This window comes from Syntrophorhabdus sp., from assembly GCA_012719415.1.
Lineage (GTDB): Bacteria > Desulfobacterota > Syntrophorhabdia > Syntrophorhabdales > Syntrophorhabdaceae > Delta-02.
On sequence record JAAYAK010000068.1, the window covers coordinates 1 to 21816 of the forward strand.

Below are 21816 nucleotides of genomic sequence, written 5' to 3' on the forward strand. Positions count from 1 at the left end.
AGGGACTTCTGGATGAATGGGTTTTAGACACCACTATAGAGCGCCAGTGTAGGAAATGGAAAATAAACCTCAAGCATCTTCCACAAATTGAATTTAAACTGATGCGGGATTTTCAGAGAAAATATCCCGATACTGCACCTAAACCTGAACCGAAAGAGGATTATCTCTGGTGGCTTGCCCTGATGCAACACCACGGTGCGCCGACAAGATTGCTGGATTGGACTTATTCCCCCTATGTAGCTTCATATTTTGCTTTCGAATATGCATTGCTTCAAGGGAATAATAACTCTAAGGCCGCAATATGTGCGGTAAATCGGAAAGGATGGTTTGATATAGAATCTAAATCAATAGTAGAAAAGATACTTGAAGATGAAAATTGTGAAGACAAAGATTTCTTCAGAAAATTACAGGCTTCGGAACCGAATACATTCAAACCGTTATTAATGAAAAAAGAACGAAAAAGACCTTTTTTGTGCGTGTTAAACCCGTGGCGCTTAAACCAAAGACTCGCGATCCAACAGGGGGTGTTTATGATACCCGGGGATATATCAAAACCTTTTATGGAAAATATGAGGGGAATGGATGGCTGGGACAATAAAAACAATTTAGTTAAATATGTTGTTGAAAGTGATATAAAAGAAATCGAAAAGGTATTGAGTGAACTTTATGCTATGAATATGTCACGAAACACCCTTTTTCCGGGGCTTGATGGATATGCAGCATCTCTTAATATGAGGATAAAGTTTTTTAAGGATTTATGGGTACCTGAAGATAGCGGAGCATAATATTTCTCTGCGCAATACACAACTCTCTGTTTTGCTTCGTATACTCGACTTGTAGGTGTACTTCCAACCCTCACTCCCCGCTCCTTTCTTACGCTGCTACCCTAAGATGAATTAAGATGACTTGATCAGGATGGAGACCCCTAGCGGGCAGGGTCTTGAGTCTTAAGGAAACCACAGCACCCCGCGCGGCCTCCGCACCAACCTTACACCAAAACGAACAAAGCCCCCAACCTGCACCGTCTTTTCGCTTCTAACCCGCAACCCGCAACGCGTAACTCGCAACCGCCTTTCTCCTGAAACTTGAAACTCGCAACGGTCTTTATGTTACACTTCCATCATGACCCATCCCCCTGACAGGACCATTCTCATCGACACCCATTGCCACCTCAACGATCCGTCCTTTGCAGACTCGCTCGACGACGTCCTTGACCGCGCCCGGCGCGCGGGTGTCGTGCGGTTCATCATCCCCGCCTACGACCGTGTTTCTTTGCCCCGGACGCTTGAGCTTGCGCGGCTTTACCCGGGGGTTGTCTTTCCGGCCTTTGGCGTCCATCCGTGGTACCTGGAGGACGGGGCTTTGGATGAGCTGGGGGGTTATCTGGATGCGGAGGAGACCGTGGCGGTCGGCGAGATCGGGCTTGATCTCGCGCCGGGGATGGCGCCGGTGGAGGTGCAGGAGCGGGCCTTTGTCGCGCAGCTCGATATGGCGGCCGGTAGGGGGCTGCCGGTGCTTGTTCACTGCAGGAAGGCACATGAGAGGATGCTGGACATCCTGAGAGATTACAGGGGGAGGGTGACGGTGGTGCTGCATTCCTTTTCGGGGAGCGCGGAGGTGATGGAGAGGTTTCTGGAGATCGGGTGTTACGTCTCCTTTTCCGGTTCCGTGACTCGGGAGAGGGCGAAGAAGTACCATCGCTGCGCACGGCTCGTGCCGGCGGAGCGGTTTCTCCTCGAGACCGACGCCCCTTCCATCGCGACGCAGACGACGGTGGCCTCCCTGGTTGAGCCTTTGCACACCCGTGAGGTTGCCGTGAAGGTAGCCGAGCTGAGGGGTGTCTCCCTGGAAGAGGTGTGCCGTATATCCACGGAAAGCGCGTGCAGGCTCTTCGGGTTGGAAAGGATGGAAAGAGAAAGATGACGTCGCCGGAGGAGTATTTTTCCCGGAGCATCATGCTCTACGGGCGGGAAGGTTTCGAGGTGCTCGGGAAGAGCACCGTTGCGGTTGTGGGGCTGGGAGGCGTCGGCTCCTGGGCTGCCGAGGCCCTGTGCCGGGCGGGTGTTGGGGGGTTGCGACTCATCGATTGCGATACCGTCAAGGCAACGGACGTGAACCGGCAGCTCATCGCCTTAAGGACGAACGAGGGTGTCCGGAAGGTGGACGCGGCGGAAGAGCGCCTCCGGCAGGTGAACCCCGAAGCGCGCCTCGATCCCCGCCATGCCTTCTTCCATCACGACACCGCCGACGAACTCCTCGGAGGGGACATCGACTTCGTGATAGATGCCATCGACAGCATGAACCCGAAGGCGGAGCTCATCAGCCAGTGTATCGGGCGCTCGTTACCGATCGTCTCCGCGCTGGGGGCCGCCAGCAGGACGGACCCCATGAAGGTGCGCCTGGGGCTGCTCACCGAAACCGAGGTGTGCCCCCTTGCCCGGACGCTGAGGCGCTACCTGAGAAACCGGAATGTCACGACGGATATCCCCGTCGTCTATTCGACGGAGAGGCCCATCCGTCCCCATCCGGACGGTCCGGCCGCGTCCCGCGAGACGACGGGTGCCCACGTAAGGGGAAGGGCGCGCGAATCCCTGCCCAGCCTGCCGACCCTCCCGGCCATCTTCGGCCTCGTCGCGGCGAACCATGTCATTATGGAACTGGTAAAAGAGGTCGCAGGTCACACGTCGCAGGTCACAGGTTGAAGACAGTTCCAGGTCGCAAGTCTAAAGGTAAGAAATTTCGCCGGGAGTCCCGTTTTCCTCTTTTAGTCTTTGCCTGTGACCTGTGACGTGTGACCTGCGACAGTTTTTTCTTCGTCCAATTTCCTTCGGATCTCGGTGAGGAGTGTGTCGGTTTCGATGGGTTTGAATATGCAGGGGGTGATGGAATCACCGAACCCCTGTTTGTCCAGGCTGTCCGTGGAGTATCCCGTCATGAAGATCGTCTTCACCATGGGATTGATCTCGAGTATGGCGTCATAGACGTCCTTTCCGCTCTTCTTCGGCATCATCACGTCGAGGAGGACGAGTGCCACCTTGTCCTTGTAACGATTGAAGGCGTCTATCCCCTCTTCGCCGTCCTTTGCCTCGACGACGGTGTACCCGTTGGATTCGAGGACCTCTCTGACGAAGTTCCTGATGTCCGTCTCGTCCTCGCAGACGAGGATCGTTTCCGTGCCCCTGAGATGCTCCGCCAGCCGTATTGCCTTCCGTGTGTCGACGGGGATATCCACGAGGGGCAGGTAGATGTTGAAGGTCGTGCCTGAGCCGATGTTCGTCTGGACCGAGATGAACCCCTTTTGCTGTTTCACGATCCCGTAAATGGTGGCAAGGCCGAGACCGCTTGCCTTCCCCGGTTCCTTGGTCGTGAAGAAGGGGTCGAAGATCTTGTCGATCATCGACTCGTCCATGCCTTCCCCGGTGTCCTCGAAGGAAAGGAGCGCATAGCGGCCGTCCTTTCTTTCGCCGTTCTCCCCGGCGGCAGACGTGTCGGGATTCTCCACCGTCTCCGTCCGTATCGTCACTTTACCCCCTTTGGGCATGGCATCGCGGGCGTTCGTCGCGAGGTTGATGAGCACCTGTATTATCTGATTGCTGTCGGCAAGGACCACGGGGCTTGTCTTCGAAAAGATGACGGAGAACTCGATGTGCTCTCCTATGATGCGGCGAAGCATCTTTTCCGCGCCCTTGATGACGTCGTGAAGGTCCGTCGGGCGGGGGTCGTTCACCTGCTTCCTGCTGAAGGCGAGAAGCCCCTTCACCAGATTTGCCGCGCGATTGGAGCAGGCCAGGATGTTCCGGGCATACCTGTTCAAGGCGGGATCGTTGTCGGTCTTTATCCTGAGCAGGTTTCCGTACCCACTGATGGCGGTGAGGATGTTGTTGAAATCGTGGGCGATCCCTCCTGCAAGCTGCCCGATGGCCTCCATCTTCTGGGCCTGGAGGAATTGCTGTTCCATCTTTTTGCTCTCCGTTATGTCCGAGAAGATGCAGAGGATGCCGGGCGTGCCTTTCCAGGTGATGCCGACCCAGCAGTTATATACCCATTTTGTTTCGCCGTTCTTGCAGGTTATCCTGACGGGAAGTCTGAGGCTCCCGATCTCGGACCTCATGATCCTGCGATGGGCTTCCTTTATCGTATCGCTGTCCTGGGAACCCGTGATCTCCGAAAGGGCGCGGGGGGTGATCTCATGAGGAGAGAACCCGGTGATCTGTGAGGCCCTCTCATTCATGAAAGTTGCCTTTCCGGCAACGATGACCATGACGCCTTCCAGGGTGTTCTCAAGAAGGAGACGGTAGCGCTCGTTAAGCGTCTTCAACTGTTTCCTGCGCCGCCTCGCGTACCTGATGAGTATCCAGGTCCACAGAAGGAGGAAGAGAACGAGGCCTGCAGCGATGCGCAGGGCCGATACGATGTGCCGGGCATCTCCTTCGTCAGGGGCGTTTCCTCCCAGGATGGCGCACCATTTCTCACAGAACTCGAAGAATCCCCCCGGAGCCGTCAGGAGAAACTGTCCCGCGGAAGGGCTCAGGGACGACAAAAAGGTGGTCCATTCATCTGTGAGTGGTGACGCCCCGCCGGGAACGGGAAACAGGGCGGTGAGAACGGCCGATACCATGATCACGGCGGCAAGACATCTATATAGAGTACGACAGCGCATTTTCCGGTCAGTTATGAAAACCTTTCGATGATGGAAACCCCTCAACTGCCTGCGCTAAAAAAAGCAACATTGCATGTTATTGTTTGTTTTATTTGTTCTATTCTATACCACGACGGACGGTCATGGCAACAACAAAAACACGGGTCGGAGCGCCCTGTGTATCGGGTTGCGGTGGAGGTGTATTGCAATGTTGTCGAGCGAATGCTATATTCCGTACTTAACGCTTGAATGAGATATCCTCTCAGGGAGGTACCATGAAGATCATGACCGGCATCGCCAACATCGCTTGCATCTTTGTCGCCGTCTGCATGCTCCTCATCCAGCCGGGGTGTACCGGCGAGGGAGAGAAATCCCCGGGGCCCCAGGACGCAAAAACTGAGCCGCAGACCCGCCAGGCGAAAGCGGGAGGCTTCACCGTTCCCGAGGAAGGGACGCCGGGCCAAAGGGTGAGGATGCTCTGGGAAGCGACGGGTCCCGTCATGAAGGCAGACGCACAGACCAACCTTGCCGACAGGGAATACCAGAGCAAGAGAACGCCCCTTTTCTCCGTCTGGGTTACGCTTCAGGGAAAACTCTCCCTCGCCCCCGAAAAAGACGACAAGGCCCAACAGGTCATCCCCGAGGTCCTCAAGTTCATAGACAACCTCTACGGCTTCCCGGGCTTCGCGGAGGAACGCCGCGAGAAGGACCGCGAAACGGCCAGGAAGTTCTTCGACAAGCGATACGGCAAGCTGGAGAAAGAGATAAAAGCACTGAAATGAGCTGCTTGAACCGCTTGAACAGCTTAAGCTGCTTGAACGTTAAAAACAAAAGACTGTAGAGAAGGAGTACGGCCTGACTCCCGGTTGTGATCCGGGGGGCGAATTGCGTCTGTGTCTTTGTTCTTAGGGGCCACACAGTTTTTTGCGCTCAAGCGGTCTTCACCGTACCGTTACGGTGAAGACCGCCGTTCTTGCCGGTTCGGCGTTCTTTTCCCAGGGGCGGAGATAGTGAAAGGTCAACTGTTCCGTTCCCGGTGCCGTGGCCGTGAAGGTCATGTGTTCCCTTCCGCCGGCCCCGGCGAGGTCCGTTCGGGCCGGCACGAACCTGCTGCCCGTGAAGGCAACGACACCGTTTCCGGCTTTGTCCTGTCTCCGCCAGCTATAACCCGTTGTGGGATTCGAGTCGAGAACGATGGAGAATGTCTCGCCCACCGCGGCCTGTATCGTCCGCAAAGGATCGGTGAATTCCCTGGTTTTTTCCGGAAGCACACCCGCCGTTCTCTGATCCCCCGCGCATGCCGAGATGCACAGGACCGCCAGAAGGGCGGGCATCAGCAGGAACATTCTGGTCACAATCTCTCCCGCAAGTATCTTACGGTGACGTTACCGGCTGACGCTTTCCCACACCTCTTCACCGCGCTTTTTTGTCGGTGGCCGCTTTTGTTCCCGCCCCGTTCTCGCCAAAAGGTATCTTCATATTGAAATTCTTGTGACACTCGAGGCAGTAGGTCTTCGATGCCGCGTGGGCTTTGTGGCAAACGGTACAGTTGATGGTCCCGAGATGGGACTTATGGGGGTTCCTGTCAGGAAAATCTTTGGGTTCTGTCTTCGCGGCGAGCTTTTCCATGTCGCCATGACAGGCGAGACACCGGTCGTTCTCGACGGAGTCGCCGGGCTCGGGCAGTTTCTCATGGCAACCGGCACAGGTGACGTTCTTCTTGCCGTGGTGTGCGTCGAGATATTTCGATGAGGCCCAGGAGGCAAAGACCTTTTTCGTCTGGTCCATGTTTTCCTGCGTGAGTACGCCAATGGGTTTCTTCGCTCCCTTTACACCAAAGGCCTTCCCCGGCTGCCAGGTGTGGCACACGAGGCAATCAAGTTCGTTGCCCGGCTGCATGTGACCGAGATGAAGCTTTGCCGAGTAGGCTTTGAGTTTCGCCTTGCTCTGGGGGTCGGGGGCATGGCAGGGTGTGCACGCCCTGAGGTCTTTGCCCGTTACGCGGGGGTGCTTTGCCGAAAGGAGCGAGGAGAAGTCGCTATGGCAGCTCGCACAGGTCTGCTGTTTGGAAGCGACGGGTTTCGCGGGTCCCGCCTCCGCAAAAGAATGGAATGACAGGAGGAATATGAAGACGATCGCCACACTGAAGAATGTTCTGGTCATTTCTCGGCCCTCTTTCTTTCGTTTGGGGAACGGAGTCGACTCCCAACCCCGGATGCACCGTATCTGCCGCGTCGATCCTCTGCTGCTGCAAAGCTGATGTGTCAATCCCGGCATCGATCGCCTCTTCCACACCTCAAATACCTGCTTCATATATCTATAACCCCGGTCATACCCGTTGTTCAAGGACAAATTCCTGACATCCCCGGGGCAGATCAACCCTCCCCATCATAGAGACGGGGAGGGCCTTTCGTATCTTTAAGTATTAAGGTTCTTGAACTCTTGAACCCTGGAGCCCTTGAACCTTCTTTATCTCAACCTGAACCGCTGTATCTTGCCCGTCGCGCTCTTCGGAAGCTCGTCGACGAATTCGACCCAGCGGGGGTACTTGAACTTTGCCTGCCTGTCGAGGACCCATTTCTTCAATTCTTCCTTCAATTCGTCGGTTTTCTTGTACCCGTTCCTCAGTATGACGAAGGCCTTGGGCTTGACAAGGTTCTTCGCGTCGGGGGCCCCGACGACGGCGCATTCCAGAACAGCCGGGTGCTGGCTCAGGGTGTTCTCCACCTCGATGGGGGACACCCAGATGCCGCCCACCTTGAGCATGTCATCGGCGCGTCCGGCGCACCAGTAATAGCCTTCCTCGTCCATGTAATACTTATCGCCCGTATTGACCCATTCTCCCTGCATGGTGACCCGCGTTTTTTCGCGCTTGCGCCAGTATTGCTGGGCGGCGCTGTCGCCCTTGACGTGCAGGGTACCTATATCGCCCCGGGGGACTTCCTGGCCGTTCTCGTCGACGAGTTTCAGTTCGTAGCCGGGAACGGGTTTTCCCGTGGACCCCGGCTTGATGTCGCCGGGCCTGTTGGAGAGGAATATGTGGAGCATCTCCGTGGAGCCGATGCCGTCGATGATCTCGATGCCGAAGCGCTTTTTCCAGCGCTCGAAGATGTCCACGGGCAATGCCTCACCGGCGGACACGCAGATCCTGACCGACGAGAGTTCGTGCTGGTCGTTGGGATTCGCCTTCTTGATGCCTTTTTCCTTGTCTTCTTTGGCCTTGTACTCCAGCATCTGCCCGTAGAGCGTGGGGACGCCGAAGAAGATGGTGGGACGGAATTTCTCGAGGTGCTTGAAGACGTTCTCGGGCGAAGGGGCGTGCGCGTTGAGCACGGCCGAGGCGCCGACGGACATGGGGAAATACATACCGTTGCCGAGACCGTAGGAGAAGAAGAGCCGTGCGGCCGAGAAGACAATGTCGTCCTCGGTGATGCCGAGTACGCCCTTGGCGAAGGACTCGGAGGTGACCACCATGTCGTACTGGGAGTGGATGGCCCCCTTTGGCGAGCCCGTCGAGCCCGAGCTGTAGAGCCAGAAACCAACGTCATCCTTCGTGGTGAACTCCGTTTTCACCGTGTTGGGAGCATGGCGGTATTTCTGCTTGAAGGGAATGTGGGCCCCTTTCGTCTCGGATATGACGACGAGGTCACGCAGGTACAGGAGATCGCCCTTGATCTGCGCGAGGACGGGCAGGAGCTGCTCGGAGACGACGAGGACCTTGGCGCGGCTGTCGTTGAGGTAGTACTCGTAGTCCTCGGGTGTCAGCATGGTGTTGACGGGAATGGGGACGGCGCCGATCTTCATGGCGCCCCAGAAAACGGCGTAGAACTGCGGCACGTCGAGCATGATCACCAGGATGCGGTCGTCTACGGTTATGCCGACCTCGCGGAAGGCGTTCGCTGTCTTGTTGGCCATCTTCTGGATGTCGTTGTAAGTGTAGTTCCGGTATTCCGTGTAAACGGCTATCTTATGACCCCGTCCCTGGCGGACGTTGCGGTCCACGAAATAATCGGCTGCGTTGAAAAAGTCAAGTGGTGCTCCAGCTGTCATGATACCTCCTTCTGTTATGCGGGGGAAGGGCTGCGCCTGCCCGTTTCACGTCCCCCTCTATAGATATATGATATTCACCAGCTTCCCCATGGATCTCAGTTTGTCCGCGAGGAGCCTGACGATAACGTCTCTCGGGTATACACCCATCTGCCTGAAGACTATATGTTCGTGTCCCGGATTTGCCGCCGTTCCAACGAGGAAATTGATCGTATCGGAGGCGTGGAAGAACCTGTAGAGATCTGAAACTGATGAATCAGGCTCGAGTTTCTCGGGTGCCTCCCCCAGGATATTGTACACCTGGTTGAGGGTGATCGCACCCTCCGTCGCATAGTCCACGCCTTTTATATCATAAGACGGTGGTTTATGGTAGGCATTTGACATGTTCTTCATCTCGACAGGGACGCCGAGATTGCGGGCGACGATCTCGGCGGTGGACGACCCGCACACGATCCTCATTCCCTTCGTGTCCATGAATTCCCTGACCACTCTGGCATCGTCCATCTTCCGCGCCGGCGGCCCCGTCAGGATGTTGAGGACCCGTGCCTCGCGGCAGAGCAGGAGACTGCACGTGGTGTCATCCCCGTACGTCGCGCCCGAGATATCCCGCACGTTGGCCACGATCCTGCCGGGGATGTCCTTCATGAGCGTGCCCTGCGCAAGGAGGCCGTTTATGAAGTCGCAGGCCCCCTGAATGCCCCAGCCCATGCGGTACTGCTGGCCGAGGCCTGCCTGACTGACCCCGTCGCTTACCATGACGACGCTGTCACCGTATTCGAGCATGCAGTTGACCTCGCCCACCATCTCGAGACCCATGGGAAAGACACGCTGCTTCGGCAGGTAAGCGGCCAGGCGGTTGTTGATGAGGATGGGAGAGGGGATCTCGTAGGAGACCACCGTCGCGTGGCCGCTCACGAGGACACGGCAAACGGAAAAGGCGGAGAAGGGAATGTCCATGGTCCGTGCCGCGTGCATGGTCTCGACGACCTTCTGGCATGCCTCACGAAGCGTGAAGCCCACCCGGATGAGCTCCATGAGACGGGAGGCGCACATGACAGCGGCAACCCTCGCCTTGATGCCTGTGCCGATCCCATCGGCCACGATCACGGTTGTTGCCTCGGCCGTACGCTCGGTTGTTATGTAATCTCCGCATATGCCGCCCGGCTTCTTTGCCGCCTGGGCGTTCGTCGCTTCGATGTACTTTCTCGGTTCATCGGGTACTGCTTTCATCGCCTTCGCTCAGACTCATCAGTTTTCTCACCAGTTCCTCACCGCGGGCGGTGCTCTCACCCAGGAACTGCGCTATGTTCTGGGCCATCTTTATCTGGTGTTCAAGGAGTTCGTTTGCCTGTTCCACCGTCTGGGAACGGATCTCCTTGAGCTTCTTCTCGTGTTCCTGCTGGCTCGTTATGTTGATGAAGATACCGACGATCTGCTTGTCCTCCTTGAGCATGTACAGGAGTTGGCGGCACAGGAGGTTGTACGGGCGGTGCAGGACGGTGATGTCCATGGTCTCCGTGATGCCGGATATGAGCTTCTCGAAGGGAGCCGGGTCCATGAGATAGGATATGTGCCGCCCCAGAATGACGTCGCTGCAGGAAAAGAACTTCTTGAACGCCGGGTTCATGCCGAGGATGTTCAGTTCATCGTCGAGCAGGAGAACGCCGTTGGGCGTGGTGCTGAAGATCTGGTCCGTGCGTCTTTCCGCTAGACGTCTCATGTAGGGGATGCACATCTCGGGTTCCGCCATGCCGAGAACCACGGCGATGGCCTTTTCCCTGCAGCTGTCGTAACCGCAGGCCCCGCAGTTCAGCTGTTGTTCGGGGTCCTGTTTGCCGGTGCGCGCCAGGACCTCCTGGATCTGCTGTTCCGTAATGTTGCCCGGCGATGGGCCGCTGTCGTTCCTGGTGAAGGCGGCCTTCAGGAGATCGCTTTCCACGGGGTCGGGAGTGATCGAGACGGCCGCGCTTTCCGCAGTGTATTCGATGATCTCCTGCCTGCGTTCGAAGAGGTTCTTGCCGGAGTCTACGCCGGGACCGTTGATGCACCCCTGGCTGCAGAACAGGGGTTCAATGAGGGCGTGCCCCGTGTCTTCTCCGACACCGTTCAGGAGTTCGCGAACGCCCTGGGGGCTGTCGACGCGCAGAAGGCTGAGGTTCAATCCATCGTCGTCGAGGCCGGCCGTCTTGATGAGACCACCGGGCAACGGGTACAATTGCGCATTGTGGACGGGCTTTTCGTCGAAGCTGCTCTCCTCGCACATGGACAGGTCAATGTTCTTCTGCTCAAGCCAGGCGTTGAGTTCCTTGAAGGTGAGGACGCAATCCACGACGCCGGCAATGTCCGGCCGGTTCAATTCGGATTTTTTGGCCACACAGGGGCCGATGAAGATGACCTTGGTGTCCTTGCCGAGTTTTTCTTTGAGGAGCCTGGCGTGCGCCACCATCGGGGATGCGATGGGGAGCAGGTAGTCGATCAGCTCGGGTTTGTACTTTTCGATGTAGTTTATCAGGGCGGGACACGCCGTGGTTATGTGGGGCTTTGTCGTATCCGCTTTGGCGAGCCTCTGTGATTCGAGTGATACCTGGTATGCCCCGTGGGATGTTTGCCCCACGTAGCGGATGCCAAGGGCGCGGAGGGCCGATGCCAGACGCGAGCGCTGCCATTTGTTGAACACGGCAGGAAAGGAAGGGGCTATGCTGGCAGCGACAAAGTGCCCTTCGTCAATGAGGCTCTGAGCCACGTTGATGTCACTGCGGAATGTTTTTGCCTGCTGGGGGCATTCCCTGATGCAGGTGCCGCAGGCGATGCAGCGTTTCTCATCCACGTACGCCTGCCCGTTCTGCATGCGGATCGCCTTCACGGGACAGGCCCTGAGGCACCTGTAGCAGTCCCGGCAGCGGGCTGTCAGCGTGTAGACGATCTGCGGTTTCTGTGTTTCAAGCATTCTGCCTTACCTCTTCGGCGAGGTCCACCCCCTCGCGCTTGATGGCCTCGATGGCCCTTTCTATGGTGCAGCCTTCAATGATCCTGCTCCCTACCTTTATTGTCGGTCCAGTCTTGCATTTCTCAAAGCAAAAAGAAGCTTTCACGTTCACCCTGCCGCCGAGGCCGTTTGAACGTATATGCTCAAGTATATCACGGAGCAGCTTCTGGGAGCCCTTGAGGAAGCAACTGGTGCCGAAGCAGACGCTGACGTCGACACTTCTCTCGCCGCCGGCGTTTATGTCAACATCCTCATCGGATATACGTTTTCGGGTCCTGTAGCTCGTGTGGAGGAGTTCGTGGGCTTTGTGGCTTCCCACGTCACCGAGGACGTTCTCGTAGAGGTTCTTGATGTAGGGGTTGTCCTGGGACTTATGGAGTTCCAGCATGCGGTCGTTCTCGTAGAGGCCCTTTGTCCTTTTCTGCCTGACGGCCTGGTCGGAGAAAACGGGCTGGCCGGCGCCGCCGACGCAGCCGCCGGGGCACGCCATTACCTCGACGAGGTCGTAGTGGGTCTCCCCGGATTTTATTTTCTCGAGGACACGCCTCGTGTTGCCGAGGCCGCTGACGACGGCGAGGGTGAAAGTCTTGCCCGCCACGGTGAGTTTTGCCTCGCGAAGGCCATCCTCTCCGCGGACAGAGGCAAACTCGTAGCTGTCGAGTCTCTGGTCTGTGAGTCTTTCGGTGACGTAGCGCAGAACGGCCTCGCTGACACCTCCGGAATTGCCGAAGATGACCCCGGCACCGGTCTTGAAGCCGAAAGGCAGATCGAACGATTCCAGGCCCAGTTCCCTGAAATTGAGACCGGCTTCTTCGATCATCCTGCCGAATTCCTGGGTGGTGAGGACATGGTCCACATCCCGCACCCCGTCCCTCTCGAATTCCGGCCTTTTCGCCTCGAACTTCTTCGCCGTGCAGGGCATTATGGAAACAACGATCACATCCTCGCGCTTAACGTTCAGCTCGCTGGAGAGCATTTCCTTCGCCAGGGCGCCGAACATCTGCTGTGGCGAACGGCAACTTGAAAGATGGTCCACGAACTCCGGATAGTATTGCTCGACGAACTTGACCCACGCCGGGCAGCATGACGTGAACTGCGGTATTCTGTCGCCGGCCGTGACACGCTTTATGAATTCGTTGCCTTCTTCCAGCACGGTAAGATCGGCGGTGAAGGATGTGTCATAGATCTTGTCGAAGCCGATCGCTCTCAGTGCCGCCGCGATCTGCCCCGTGGTTGTGGTTCCCGGGGGGAGGCCGAACATCTCTCCAACGGCTACCCTTACAGCGGGAGCCACCTGCGCCACCACGACCCTGGAGGGGTTGTGAATGTCGGCCCACACGTCATCGACCTCGGATTTCGGAGTGAGGGCACCGGTGGGACAGACGCGGACACACTGTCCGCAATTGACGCATTCCACCTTGTCGAGCGCCTTGCCGAAAGAAGGGATGACGACCGTTTGCGCTCCCCTGTAGGCGAAGTCGATGGCGCCGACACCCTGCACTTCGGAGCAGATGCGCACGCAGTCGCCGCAGAGGACACACTTGTTCGGGTCCCTGACGATGGACGGTGAGGATTCGTCGAGGGGCATTTCTTTCAGCTGGTTCTTGAAACGCACCTTCGTGATGCCGAATCGTTTCGCGAGCGCCTGAAGCTGGCAGGTGGTGCTCTTCTGGCAGGTGGGGCAGTTCTGGCTGTGGTTGGCAAGGAGAAGCTCCACGATGATCCTGCGCATCTTCCGGATCTCCTCCGTGTTGGTACTCACCTTCATATCGGGGGCGGGCGGGGTGGAGCAGGCCGGAACGAGGCCCATACCCTCGACCTGCACCATGCATAGCCTGCAGGCGCCGTATATGCTCAACTCCGAATGGTAGCAGAAGGTGGGCAGATCGATCCTCGCCTTCCTGACAAGCTCCAGGAGGTTCTGCTCGTTCTCAATGGATATCTCTTTATTATCGATGTAGACAACGTCGCCGTTCATTGCTCAGTCTCCTTTGATCGCCTTGAATTTGCAGGCTTCCACGCAGATGTAGCATTTTCTGCATATGCTCTGGTCGATGACATGGGGTTTCCCTTTCTCTCCCGATATGGCGCCGACGGGGCACTTGGCCGCGCAGAGCGTACAGCCTTTGCATAACTCCGGGTCTATCGTGAGCCTCACCAGGGCCTTGCATTTTCCCGTGGGGCAGCGCTTGTCACGCACGTGCGCGATGTACTCGTCGCGGAAGTGCTTCATCGTCGAGAGGACCGGGTTGGGTGCCGTCTTGCCGAGCCCGCAGAGCGAGCCTTTCTGGACGGCGACCGCGAGGTCCTCGAGAAGGTCGAGCGTCTCCATTGTGGCCCGTCCCCCTATGATATCGTCGAGGAGGGCAAGCATTTGCTTCGTCCCTTCACGGCAGAGAACGCACTTGCCGCAGGACTCGTGCTGTGTGAACTGCATGAAGAAGCGTGCCACGCTGACCATGCAGGTGTTCTTGTTCATGACGACGAGGCCGCCGGAGCCGACCATGGCGCCGACGGTCTTCAGGGAATCGAAGTCGATGGGAAGGTCGAGATGGTCACGGGTGAGGCAGCCCCCCGAGGGACCACCTATCTGCACGGCCTTGAAGCCGTCGCTCACGGCCTTTCCCGTATCGGAGGTCATACCTCCCGCGACACCGTAGATGATCTCGCGCAGCGTAGTGCCGAAGGGCATCTCTATGAGGCCCGAATTCGCCACGTGGCCGGTAAGGGCAAAGGTCTTCGTGCCCGGGGATCCCTTCGTGCCCATCTTGCGGTACCCCTCGGGGCCGGCGGCAAGCACCAGGGGCACCTGCGACAGGGTCTCCACATTGTTGATCACCGTCGGCTTGCCCCAGAGGCCGCTGACGGAAGGGAAGGGCGGTTTCGGGGAGGGCATGCCCCTTTTCCCCTCGATGGAGGCGATGAGGGCCGTTTCCTCTCCGCAGACGAAGGCGCCGGCGCCCTCCATTATGTTCAGGTTGAAGGCGCGTTCCGTGCCGAAAAGGTTCTTGCCGAGCAGGCCGACGCGGTAGGCATCGTCTATGGCCTTGCGCAGGCGCTTGACGGCGAGCGGGTATTCGGCTCGTACGTATATGTAGCCTTCATCGGCCTCAATGGCCCGCGCGGCTATGATCATGCCCTCGATGACGCTGTGGGGATTGCCTTCCATGATGCCCATGTCCATGAAGGCGCCAGGGTCTCCCTCGTCACCATTGCAGATGACGTACTTCTTTGCGTTTGTCTCGCGCCGGGCGACATCCCACTTCCTTCCCGTGGGGAAGCCGCCGCCTCCCCGTCCGCGCAGACCCGCGGCGAAGATGAGCTGGCAGATGTCCTCGGGGCTCATTTCGAGATAGGCGCGAATGGCCTGCCTGTATCCGCCGGACGCGATGTATTCCTCTACGCTCTCGGGGTCGATGGCGCCGCAGTTGGAAAGCGCGAAGCGGTGTTGTTTCCGGTAGAAGGGGATCTCGTCCTTGGTGCGGCACACCCTCTGCGAGTCGGGTTCGACGTAGAGAAGCCTCTCCACGACGTCTCCCTTCCGTATCGTTGTCTCCACTATTTCGGCGACGTCGCCCGGTTTCACCTTCGTGTAGAATATGTTCTCGGGAAGGACGGTGACGAGAGGCCCTATCTGACAGAACCCCTGGCAGCCGGTGCGCGACACGAAGACGCCCTCTTCCTCCTTCTTGAGCTCGACGATGGCGTTGAGCCCGCTTTCCTTCAGGGCCTTCACGAAGGCCTCGTACACCTTGAGGGACCCGTTCACCAGGCATCCCGTTCCCGCGCAGACGAGGACGCGGTGTTGGGCGGCCGCCGAGCGGGCCTGAAAATCCTTGGTTATCTTGTTAAGCCCCGTGAGCATCAGATTCATTGCGCGCCTCCTTGAGTATGATCTCGTCGATAATGTCCGATACCCGCTGGGGTGTAAGCTGGCCAAAGACCTCGTCGTTGATGACCATGGCCGGCGAAAGACCGCAGGCACCGAGGCAATTGACGGTCTCCACCGTGAAGAGCATGTCCGACGTGGAATCCTGGCCTTCGGCGAGGCCGAGCTTCTTCACTATGGCTCCGTAGATTCCCATCGAGCCCTTGACGTGGCACGCCGTCCCGTTACAGACCCGTATCAGGTACTTCCCCTTGGGTTTCAGGGTGAAGAGCGAGTAGAAGGTCGCCACTCCGAACACCCTTGCGGGAGATATCCCGAGGGATGTTGCCACGAAGGTCAGTATCTCTTCCGGCAGGTAACGATACTCCGCCTGCACTGCCTGGAGAATGGGTATGAGCCTCGCGGCGTTTCGCTGGTTGTTGTCGATGATCTCGCAAACCCGTTCGAATTTTCGCATTGTCTCCATTATTCCATCCCGTCCTTACGATTGGTTTTGTCTTGCCAGTGTCAGTTTCTTTGCCAGGACCACGAGAGACGAGGCGAGGTTCTCGTGCTGGACGATGATGCCGGGAGGGACGCTCACCTTCACCGGCGAGAAGTTCCAGATCGCCTGCATGCCGGCGCGGACCATCTCATTCGTCAGTTCCTGGGCGGGGGGTGCGGGAACGGTAAGGATCCCGATCTTGATGCCCATGCGTTTCACCATGTTGTGGAGCTTGCCCATGTGAAAGACCTTGACCCCATGGATGGTCTTCCCTATCTTTTCCTTGTCGATATCGAAGGCGGCTATGATGTTGAGACCGTACTCCTTGAACCTCTCGAAACCGAGGAGCGCCGTGCCGAGATGGCCGACACCGACGAGATAGGCATCCTTCGTGTTGTTCCAGCCAAGGAAGGCCTCTATGATCGAGATGAGCTCGTCAATGCTGTAGCCGAGCTTCGGTTTCCCGACGGCCTCGGCGATCCCCAGGTCCTTGCGGACCTGAATGGGAAGTATGCTCAGGTCGTTCCCGATCTGCGTGCAGGAGATGAAATCCCCCTTCTGTTCATCACGCACTTTCTTCAGGTACTGGTAATAGAGAGGGAGCCTCCTCAGTGTTGGTTCCGGGATGGGTTTGGTTGGAAGATCTATCCTGTCCTCCACGTCTGCCATGCTTACCTCCATCTCGTTCATTCGATAATTTCCTATCTATAAAAATGTATCGATAAAAATATATCGAATGACCCTCCCCGAGTCAATATGTTTTTGAAACCGTTTTAAGTTTTAAGTGGTTAAGTGTTAAGTTGAGGCGAAAGACAAGAACTCTTTTCATCTGTAACCTGGAACCTGGAACCTGGAACCGCCTCCAAAAGGGTTGCCCCCGGGAGGCGCCGGGGGCATGTAAAAACGCATAAGGGGGGGGGTGATGGTATCGTGAAGATGACTCTTCAGAGCCTCAGTTGCAATTTAATTTGTGAGTCGGGGACATGGCCTCGGGTACACCATTTGAGGTCCTTGCCGACAGCGGTGATTTCGTCTGCCGGTAGGGGAGGGACGAAGTGGAGGTGGTGTGGGGAGCTCGATCGTGTGCGTAGAGAGGGCTTAGAGGTGGTCCAGATAGTTGCGAAGGCGAACATGAGGGTCAACATGAGCATGAGGTTATTCAGTATCAGGTCGGACATTCTTCACGTCCCCCGACTCACGTTATGGGAAGGAAAGGTGAGGGACTTGCGGTACCTCACATTTCCTTCCCCTGATAGGTTGCAGCATGTGCTGAATGATGCCGTGGATGTCATCGCGTCACCCGCCCGTGAGGGTCGCTGCCGTTGTTCCCCTTCCTGAGCCACACGGTGTGATCGAGAATGCCGTATTTTTTCAACGTCTCGGCAGCCATCAATCCTATTTCGCTCTCCGCGTGGATATTCTGCGCGGTGTTCCACAATATGTGCAGGCTCACATCTCCGGGGACGGCCGAATGGGTGTAGATCCGTGCTTCGTTGAGACCGGGCGTTCCACCGATGCTGTGGACCAGATCTTTCAGCCACTTCACCACAAGCGGCTCGACATCGGGCTGGGTTCTCAATCGTATGATCTCTATCCATTCCATCATTCTTCCGTGTCCAATCTTAAGCATTCCTCGTGCCAGAACTCATTCCCCTGTGTATTCGGAGTGTTACGTTATGCAGGAAAGACTACTGTGAAATGTGACGGAAAGTTGCTGGTATATTTGTCAGTTTTCGTCTATACTATCGTATACGATAGTGGCGGAAAGGGGAGGAGACAATGAACGCCGATGAGAATGACTTTTTCCGTGAGATGACCCTGAGGATATGCGGCACCCTGGACCTGGAAAGCGCTCTTCATCAGTGCTTTCTCTACGTGCGCAACGTCATACCGGCGGACGAACTCGATCTTTTTGTCTACGATGCCACCATCGGCACCGTGGATGTGGTGGCGACGGCGAAAGAGGCAGGGGGGACGACGAGGACGGACAAGACGCACCTGCCGCCGGACCTGCGCCAGGAGCTCGAAGAACCCTACCGCCGGCCCCGGGTCCGCGTTGCCGAGAATATCTTCGAGGACCCCATTCTGGGGAGGGTCGCGCGGAACCTCGGGTGGGAGGAGTGCTCGATAATGCTGGGACGCCTTATCATCGACGGCAAATACATCGGCGCCCTCGGGATACGGGCGCGGGGGACGGGCCGGTTCACAGAGGACCATGTCCGCTTGTGGTCGGTGGTCAACGAACCGGCGGCAATAGCCGTTGCGAACAGCCGCAGGCTCCGGGAGGTGATCGATCTCAAGGACATGCTTGCCGATGACAACCGGTACCTCAGGGAAGAGCTCAGGAAGAACACCGTCGAGATAGTGGGGGCCGATTTCGGGCTGAAGGCTGCCATGGAAAGCGTGAGGAAGGTGGCGCCCCTTGCCAGCCCGGTGCTCATCATCGGCGAGACGGGAACGGGCAAGGAGGTCATCGCCAACGCCATCCACAACCTGTCTCCCCGTTATAACGGGCCTTTTGTGAAGGTAAACTGCGGTGCGATCCCGGAGTCTCTCATAGACAGCGAGCTTTTCGGCCATGAAAAGGGTGCTTTCACGGGGGCGCTGGCACGGAAGAGGGGACGCTTTGAGCGTGCCCATGGGGGGACGATCTTTCTCGACGAGATCAGCGAGCTCCCGCCCCACGCGCAGGTGAGGCTTCTGCGCGTCCTCCAGGAGAAAGAGATAGAGAGGGTGGGGGGAACGGAACCTGTCCATGTTGACATCAGGATCGTATCGGCCACGAACCGGAACCTGGAGAAGATGGTGGAGGACGGCGATTTTCGGGAAGATCTCTATTTCCGCATCAAGGTCTTTCCCATTGAGGTCCCTCCTTTGAGGGCGAGAAAGAACGATATACCCGCCCTTGTCCAGCACTTTGTCCGAAAGAAGAGCCGGGAGATGGTCCGCCACAGCATACCCCCGCTTGCCCCGGGATCCATCGATGCACTCATGACGTATGATTGGCCGGGGAATGTCCGGGAAGTGGAGAACGCCGTGGAGAGGGCGCTCATACTTTCCGATGGCAAACCCCTGAAGTTCGAGGGTGTTCTGGGGGTATCCGGAGCCTCCCACGACCGTGCCCCGTCTTTGGCCGGTGAGAGTCCGGGCCCTGTCGCGCTCAACGACGTCGAGGCCGAGCACATAGGCCGCATCCTGAGAGCGGCCGGAGGCAGGATCGAAGGTCCCGGAGGCGCCGCCGAGCTTCTTGACATGAACCCGGGAACGCTCCGCCATCGCATGAGAAAACTGGGTATACCTTTCGGCAGGAAATCCCGTGTCAGCGACGGCGGACGGTGACGCCAAATAAGGTTTTTTTCTTCACTTTTTTCTTCACTGTCCTTTTGACTTCGGAAAGAAAATACACTATACTGAACAAGCGTGCTCGTCCCTGCAATTAAACAGACAATATTACCGGGCAGCGAGGCTTTCTGAGGTCGACCCGGGGCAGGTTTGCCGGTCTAAGGAACCGGGGCACGATAACAGTATCGATATACCACCGGTCGACATCCGGACGTGAGGTTCTGCATGACATTGAAAGAGGTCCAGGAGCTGCTGGAAGCGCAGGTGCTCTGCGGGAATGACGACTGTCTGGAACGCGGGGTGCGGGTCTGCTTTGCCTGCGACCTCATCAGCGAGATGCTCCTTTACCTGAAACCCCATTCTCTTCTGATCACGTCGTTGACCAATGCTCATGTGATCCACGCGGCGCAGGTGATGGACGCGAAGGCGGTCCTCTTCGTCGGGGGACGCAGACCCGACGAGTCCGTTATCAGGAGCGGGGAATCGAACAAGATCCCTCTGCTCACCACAACACTGCTCACGTTCGACTGTTGCGGCCGGCTTTACGAGAAGGGCGTCAGAGGAGATAAGCAATAGCCCGGTTAGGAGAGACTAACCAATGGTCGACAGCTTAGCGTACACCCCGCAGATAACGCTCGAGTTCGAGATAGGCGAAAAGGACTTCTTTGTTGCCGGAGAGTGCGCGTCGCGGGTGAAGAAGACCCTTCAGCAGTTGGGGCTCAAACAGGATGTCATCAAGCGGATCGCGATCATCATATACGAGGCGGCGATGAACGTTGCGATCCACGCCACGTCGGGAAAACTCGTCGTCCATGTCGAGCCCGACGCGGTCACCATTCGGACGGAAGATGTGGGGGCCGGGATCGAGGATATCGACCTTGCGATGAAGGAAGGGTATTCGACGGCGTCCTACGAGATCCGGGAGATGGGTTTCGGGGCCGGCATGGGCCTCTCCAACATCAAGCAGTGCTCCGATGATCTCAACATCGAATCCAGGGTAGGTGTGGGGACCACACTGAACGCCAGGGTGTCCTTCAAGGACGAGAGACGGCACGAGGGCGCATGAACCGATATTTCCATTCCGTGACGCTGGAGACGGAGAAGTGCAAGGGATGCACCAACTGCATCAAACGGTGTCCCGTCGAGGCCATCCGCGTTCGGGACGGTAAGGCGATGATCGTTGAGGAACGCTGCATCGACTGCGGCGAATGCATTAGGGAGTGTCCGAACCACGCGAAGGTGGCGGTGACGGACACCCTCGCGAAGCTCTCGGAGTACAAATACAGGATCGCCCTGCCGGCGCCGTCGTTCTTCGGCCAGTTCAAGGAGCAGGTCAACATCGAGGATGTGCTCGGGGCCTTCAGGGGGATCGGTTTCGACGAGGTCTTCGAGGTCGCCCTTGCAGCGGAGATCGTCGGCTACATCGTTCACGAGTTCCTGAAGGATTACAAGGGCAAGCGCCCCATCTTCTCCTCCGCCTGTCCGGCGGTGGTGCGCCTCATGCAGATCAAGTACCCGGACCTCCTCGAACAGGTGGCGCCCTTCCTCACGCCCATGGAGGTGGCGGCGCGCATCGCCAAGGAGCAGGCGTCACGGAGAACGGGTATCCCTTACGAGGAGATAGGGGCGTTCTTCATATCTCCCTGCCCGGCGAAGGTCACGGAAATGAGAAATCCCATGACGACGAAACACTCCGCTGTGAACGGCGTCATCGGGGTCAACCTTATATACAAGGATATCATCAGGCACCTTGGCGACAGGTTCGCAAACGGCGGACCTGAAAAGCTGCAGCGCGCCACCAAGTTCGGCATGGCCTGGGGATACGTCACGGGAGAGTCGCGGAATGTCGCCGCGGCCACTACCCTGGCCGTCGGCGGCATCCACAACGTCATCAGCCTCCTGGAAGAGATCGAGAGGGGAGAGCTCAAGGACGTCGATTTTGTCGAGCTGCAGGCCTGCACCGGCGGCTGCGTGGGAGGGCCTCTCAACATCCAGAACCTCTTCGTGGGGCGTATCCGGCTTCGGGACCTCATAAAGCGGTTTGGGACGAAAGAAACCTATTTCACGGAGGCCGAGCTCCAGGATATGTATCTGCAGAACCGGTTTGCCGCCACTGAGCCCGTGGAACCGAGGGCGATAATGACCCTCGACGAGGACGTTTCCCGGGCGATCATGAAGATGGAGCGCCTCGACCAGATAACGAACGAACTGCCCGGTCTTGACTGCGGAGCATGCGGCTCGCCAAGCTGCCGGGCCCTTGCCGAGGACATCATCCGCGGCGTAGCCTTCGAGACGGATTGTGTTATCAAGCTCCGTGAAAAGGTGAAGATACTGGCAAAGGAGATCCTCGATCTTTCCCGCATCGTCCCGACGTCGATGAGCGGCAATGCGAAGGAGGGCGACCCCGGGCAGGGATACTGACGGTTATC

19 protein-coding genes are annotated in these 21816 nt (G+C 57.6%); 8 read left to right on the top strand and 11 right to left on the bottom strand.

All coding sequences use genetic code 11. The features are described from left to right. The 3 genes from GXX82_04035 to GXX82_04045 all read left to right on the top strand — a co-directional run. The coding region (locus tag GXX82_04035) for an FRG domain-containing protein (protein ID NLT22196.1) at positions 1-785 on the top strand (785 nt) is incomplete at its 5' end. A 337-nt stretch (positions 786-1122) separates the two neighbouring features. Continuing rightward, the gene (locus tag GXX82_04040) at positions 1123-1923 is read left to right on the top strand and encodes a TatD family hydrolase (GenBank protein NLT22197.1); all 801 of its coding nucleotides are present in this window, start codon (positions 1123-1125) and stop codon (positions 1921-1923) included. Further along, positions 1920-2702, top strand: a complete 783-nt coding sequence (locus GXX82_04045; protein ID NLT22198.1) for a tRNA threonylcarbamoyladenosine dehydratase — start codon at positions 1920-1922, stop codon at positions 2700-2702. The genes GXX82_04040 and GXX82_04045 overlap by 4 nt, the downstream gene beginning before the upstream one ends. 62 nt (positions 2703-2764) lie before the next feature. On the opposite strand, the gene GXX82_04050 is transcribed toward GXX82_04045, so the two are convergent. Beyond that, entirely contained in the window at positions 2765-4624 is a 1860-nt protein-coding gene (locus GXX82_04050) for a response regulator (protein ID NLT22199.1), read from the bottom strand. Positions 4625-4914: 290 nt separating this feature from the next. Between GXX82_04050 and GXX82_04055 the strand changes: the two genes are divergently transcribed. Next, a complete protein-coding gene (locus tag GXX82_04055) occupies positions 4915-5421 on the top strand; it encodes a hypothetical protein (GenBank protein NLT22200.1) in 507 nt (168 codons plus the stop codon). A gap of 159 nt (positions 5422-5580) precedes the next feature. Here the strand turns inward: GXX82_04055 and GXX82_04060 are convergent, their stop codons facing one another. The 10 genes from GXX82_04060 to GXX82_04105 all read right to left on the bottom strand — a co-directional run bounded on the left by GXX82_04060 (position 5581) and on the right by GXX82_04105 (position 17675). Further along, positions 5581-5994 (bottom strand): protease inhibitor I42 family protein, encoded by a 414-nt coding sequence (locus GXX82_04060; protein ID NLT22201.1) that lies wholly within the window; start codon positions 5992-5994, stop codon positions 5581-5583. Positions 5995-6052: 58 nt separating this feature from the next. Beyond that, positions 6053-6427, bottom strand: a complete 375-nt coding sequence (locus GXX82_04065; protein ID NLT22202.1) for a cytochrome c3 family protein — start codon at positions 6425-6427, stop codon at positions 6053-6055. A 681-nt stretch (positions 6428-7108) separates the two neighbouring features. Next, complete coding sequence (locus GXX82_04070) at positions 7109-8689, bottom strand: benzoate-CoA ligase family protein (protein ID NLT22203.1); 1581 nt, start codon at positions 8687-8689, stop codon at positions 7109-7111. 57 nt (positions 8690-8746) lie between these two features. Beyond that, positions 8747-9916 (bottom strand): SpoIIE family protein phosphatase, encoded by a 1170-nt coding sequence (locus GXX82_04075; GenBank protein ID NLT22204.1) that lies wholly within the window; start codon positions 9914-9916, stop codon positions 8747-8749. Then, complete coding sequence (locus GXX82_04080; GenBank protein NLT22205.1) at positions 9897-11633, bottom strand: 4Fe-4S binding protein; 1737 nt, start codon at positions 11631-11633, stop codon at positions 9897-9899. Before GXX82_04080 ends, GXX82_04075 begins: the two co-directional genes overlap by 20 nt. After that, on the bottom strand, positions 11626-13650 hold the full coding sequence (locus GXX82_04085; GenBank protein ID NLT22206.1) for a 4Fe-4S dicluster domain-containing protein: 2025 nt from the start codon (positions 13648-13650) through the stop codon (positions 11626-11628). The genes GXX82_04080 and GXX82_04085 overlap by 8 nt, the downstream gene beginning before the upstream one ends. A gap of 3 nt (positions 13651-13653) precedes the next feature. Further along, positions 13654-15537 carry a 4Fe-4S binding protein gene (locus GXX82_04090; GenBank protein NLT22207.1) on the bottom strand — a complete coding sequence of 628 codons (1884 nt, stop codon included), beginning with the start codon at positions 15535-15537 and terminating at the stop codon, positions 13654-13656. Then, positions 15521-16027, bottom strand: coding sequence for an NAD(P)H-dependent oxidoreductase subunit E (locus tag GXX82_04095; protein NLT22208.1), 507 nt, complete (start codon positions 16025-16027; stop codon positions 15521-15523). The genes GXX82_04090 and GXX82_04095 overlap by 17 nt, the downstream gene beginning before the upstream one ends. A 15-nt stretch (positions 16028-16042) precedes the next feature. Further along, positions 16043-16714: a redox-sensing transcriptional repressor Rex gene (locus GXX82_04100; GenBank protein NLT22209.1), complete on the bottom strand. Its 672-nt coding sequence runs from the start codon at positions 16712-16714 to the stop codon at positions 16043-16045. A 619-nt stretch (positions 16715-17333) separates the two neighbouring features. Beyond that, positions 17334-17675 carry a hypothetical protein gene (locus tag GXX82_04105; protein NLT22210.1) on the bottom strand — a complete coding sequence of 114 codons (342 nt, stop codon included), beginning with the start codon at positions 17673-17675 and terminating at the stop codon, positions 17334-17336. Positions 17676-17824: 149 nt separating this feature from the next. On the opposite strand from GXX82_04105, the gene GXX82_04110 reads away from it, so the two are divergent. The 4 genes from GXX82_04110 to GXX82_04125 all read left to right on the top strand — a co-directional run bounded on the left by GXX82_04110 (position 17825) and on the right by GXX82_04125 (position 21808). Further along, positions 17825-19384 carry a sigma 54-interacting transcriptional regulator gene (locus GXX82_04110; protein ID NLT22211.1) on the top strand — a complete coding sequence of 520 codons (1560 nt, stop codon included), beginning with the start codon at positions 17825-17827 and terminating at the stop codon, positions 19382-19384. A gap of 228 nt (positions 19385-19612) precedes the next feature. After that, positions 19613-19963, top strand: a complete 351-nt coding sequence (locus GXX82_04115) for a hypothetical protein (protein NLT22212.1) — start codon at positions 19613-19615, stop codon at positions 19961-19963. Between the two features lie 22 nt (positions 19964-19985). Next, entirely contained in the window at positions 19986-20453 is a 468-nt protein-coding gene (locus GXX82_04120; protein NLT22213.1) for an anti-sigma regulatory factor, read from the top strand. Then, entirely contained in the window at positions 20450-21808 is a 1359-nt protein-coding gene (locus GXX82_04125; GenBank protein NLT22214.1) for a 4Fe-4S binding protein, read from the top strand. Before GXX82_04120 ends, GXX82_04125 begins: the two co-directional genes overlap by 4 nt. Positions 21809-21816 lie beyond the last annotated feature (8 nt).

Bases quoted from the DNA above. Each gene is read 5' to 3' on its own strand.
- GXX82_04045 (NLT22198.1), top strand. From the start codon at position 1,920: ATGACGTCGCCGGAGGAGTATTTTTCCCGGAGCATCATGCTCTACGGG.
- GXX82_04095 (NLT22208.1), bottom strand. From the start codon at position 16,027: ATGGAGACAATGCGAAAATTCGAACGGGTTTGCGAGATCATCGACAAC.
- GXX82_04040 (NLT22197.1), top strand. From the start codon at position 1,123: ATGACCCATCCCCCTGACAGGACCATTCTCATCGACACCCATTGCCAC.
- GXX82_04065 (NLT22202.1), bottom strand. From the start codon at position 6,427: ATGGACCAGACGAAAAAGGTCTTTGCCTCCTGGGCCTCATCGAAATAT.
- GXX82_04080 (NLT22205.1), bottom strand. From the start codon at position 11,633: ATGCTTGAAACACAGAAACCGCAGATCGTCTACACGCTGACAGCCCGC.
- GXX82_04125 (NLT22214.1), top strand. From the start codon at position 20,450: ATGAACCGATATTTCCATTCCGTGACGCTGGAGACGGAGAAGTGCAAG.
- GXX82_04110 (NLT22211.1), top strand. From the start codon at position 17,825: ATGAACGCCGATGAGAATGACTTTTTCCGTGAGATGACCCTGAGGATA.
- GXX82_04100 (NLT22209.1), bottom strand. From the start codon at position 16,714: ATGGCAGACGTGGAGGACAGGATAGATCTTCCAACCAAACCCATCCCG.
- GXX82_04120 (NLT22213.1), top strand. From the start codon at position 19,986: ATGGTCGACAGCTTAGCGTACACCCCGCAGATAACGCTCGAGTTCGAG.
- GXX82_04070 (NLT22203.1), bottom strand. From the start codon at position 8,689: ATGACAGCTGGAGCACCACTTGACTTTTTCAACGCAGCCGATTATTTC.
- GXX82_04075 (NLT22204.1), bottom strand. From the start codon at position 9,916: ATGAAAGCAGTACCCGATGAACCGAGAAAGTACATCGAAGCGACGAAC.
- GXX82_04055 (NLT22200.1), top strand. From the start codon at position 4,915: ATGAAGATCATGACCGGCATCGCCAACATCGCTTGCATCTTTGTCGCC.
- GXX82_04085 (NLT22206.1), bottom strand. From the start codon at position 13,650: ATGAACGGCGACGTTGTCTACATCGATAATAAAGAGATATCCATTGAG.
- GXX82_04105 (NLT22210.1), bottom strand. From the start codon at position 17,675: ATGCTTAAGATTGGACACGGAAGAATGATGGAATGGATAGAGATCATA.
- GXX82_04115 (NLT22212.1), top strand. From the start codon at position 19,613: ATGACATTGAAAGAGGTCCAGGAGCTGCTGGAAGCGCAGGTGCTCTGC.
- GXX82_04090 (NLT22207.1), bottom strand. From the start codon at position 15,537: ATGCTCACGGGGCTTAACAAGATAACCAAGGATTTTCAGGCCCGCTCG.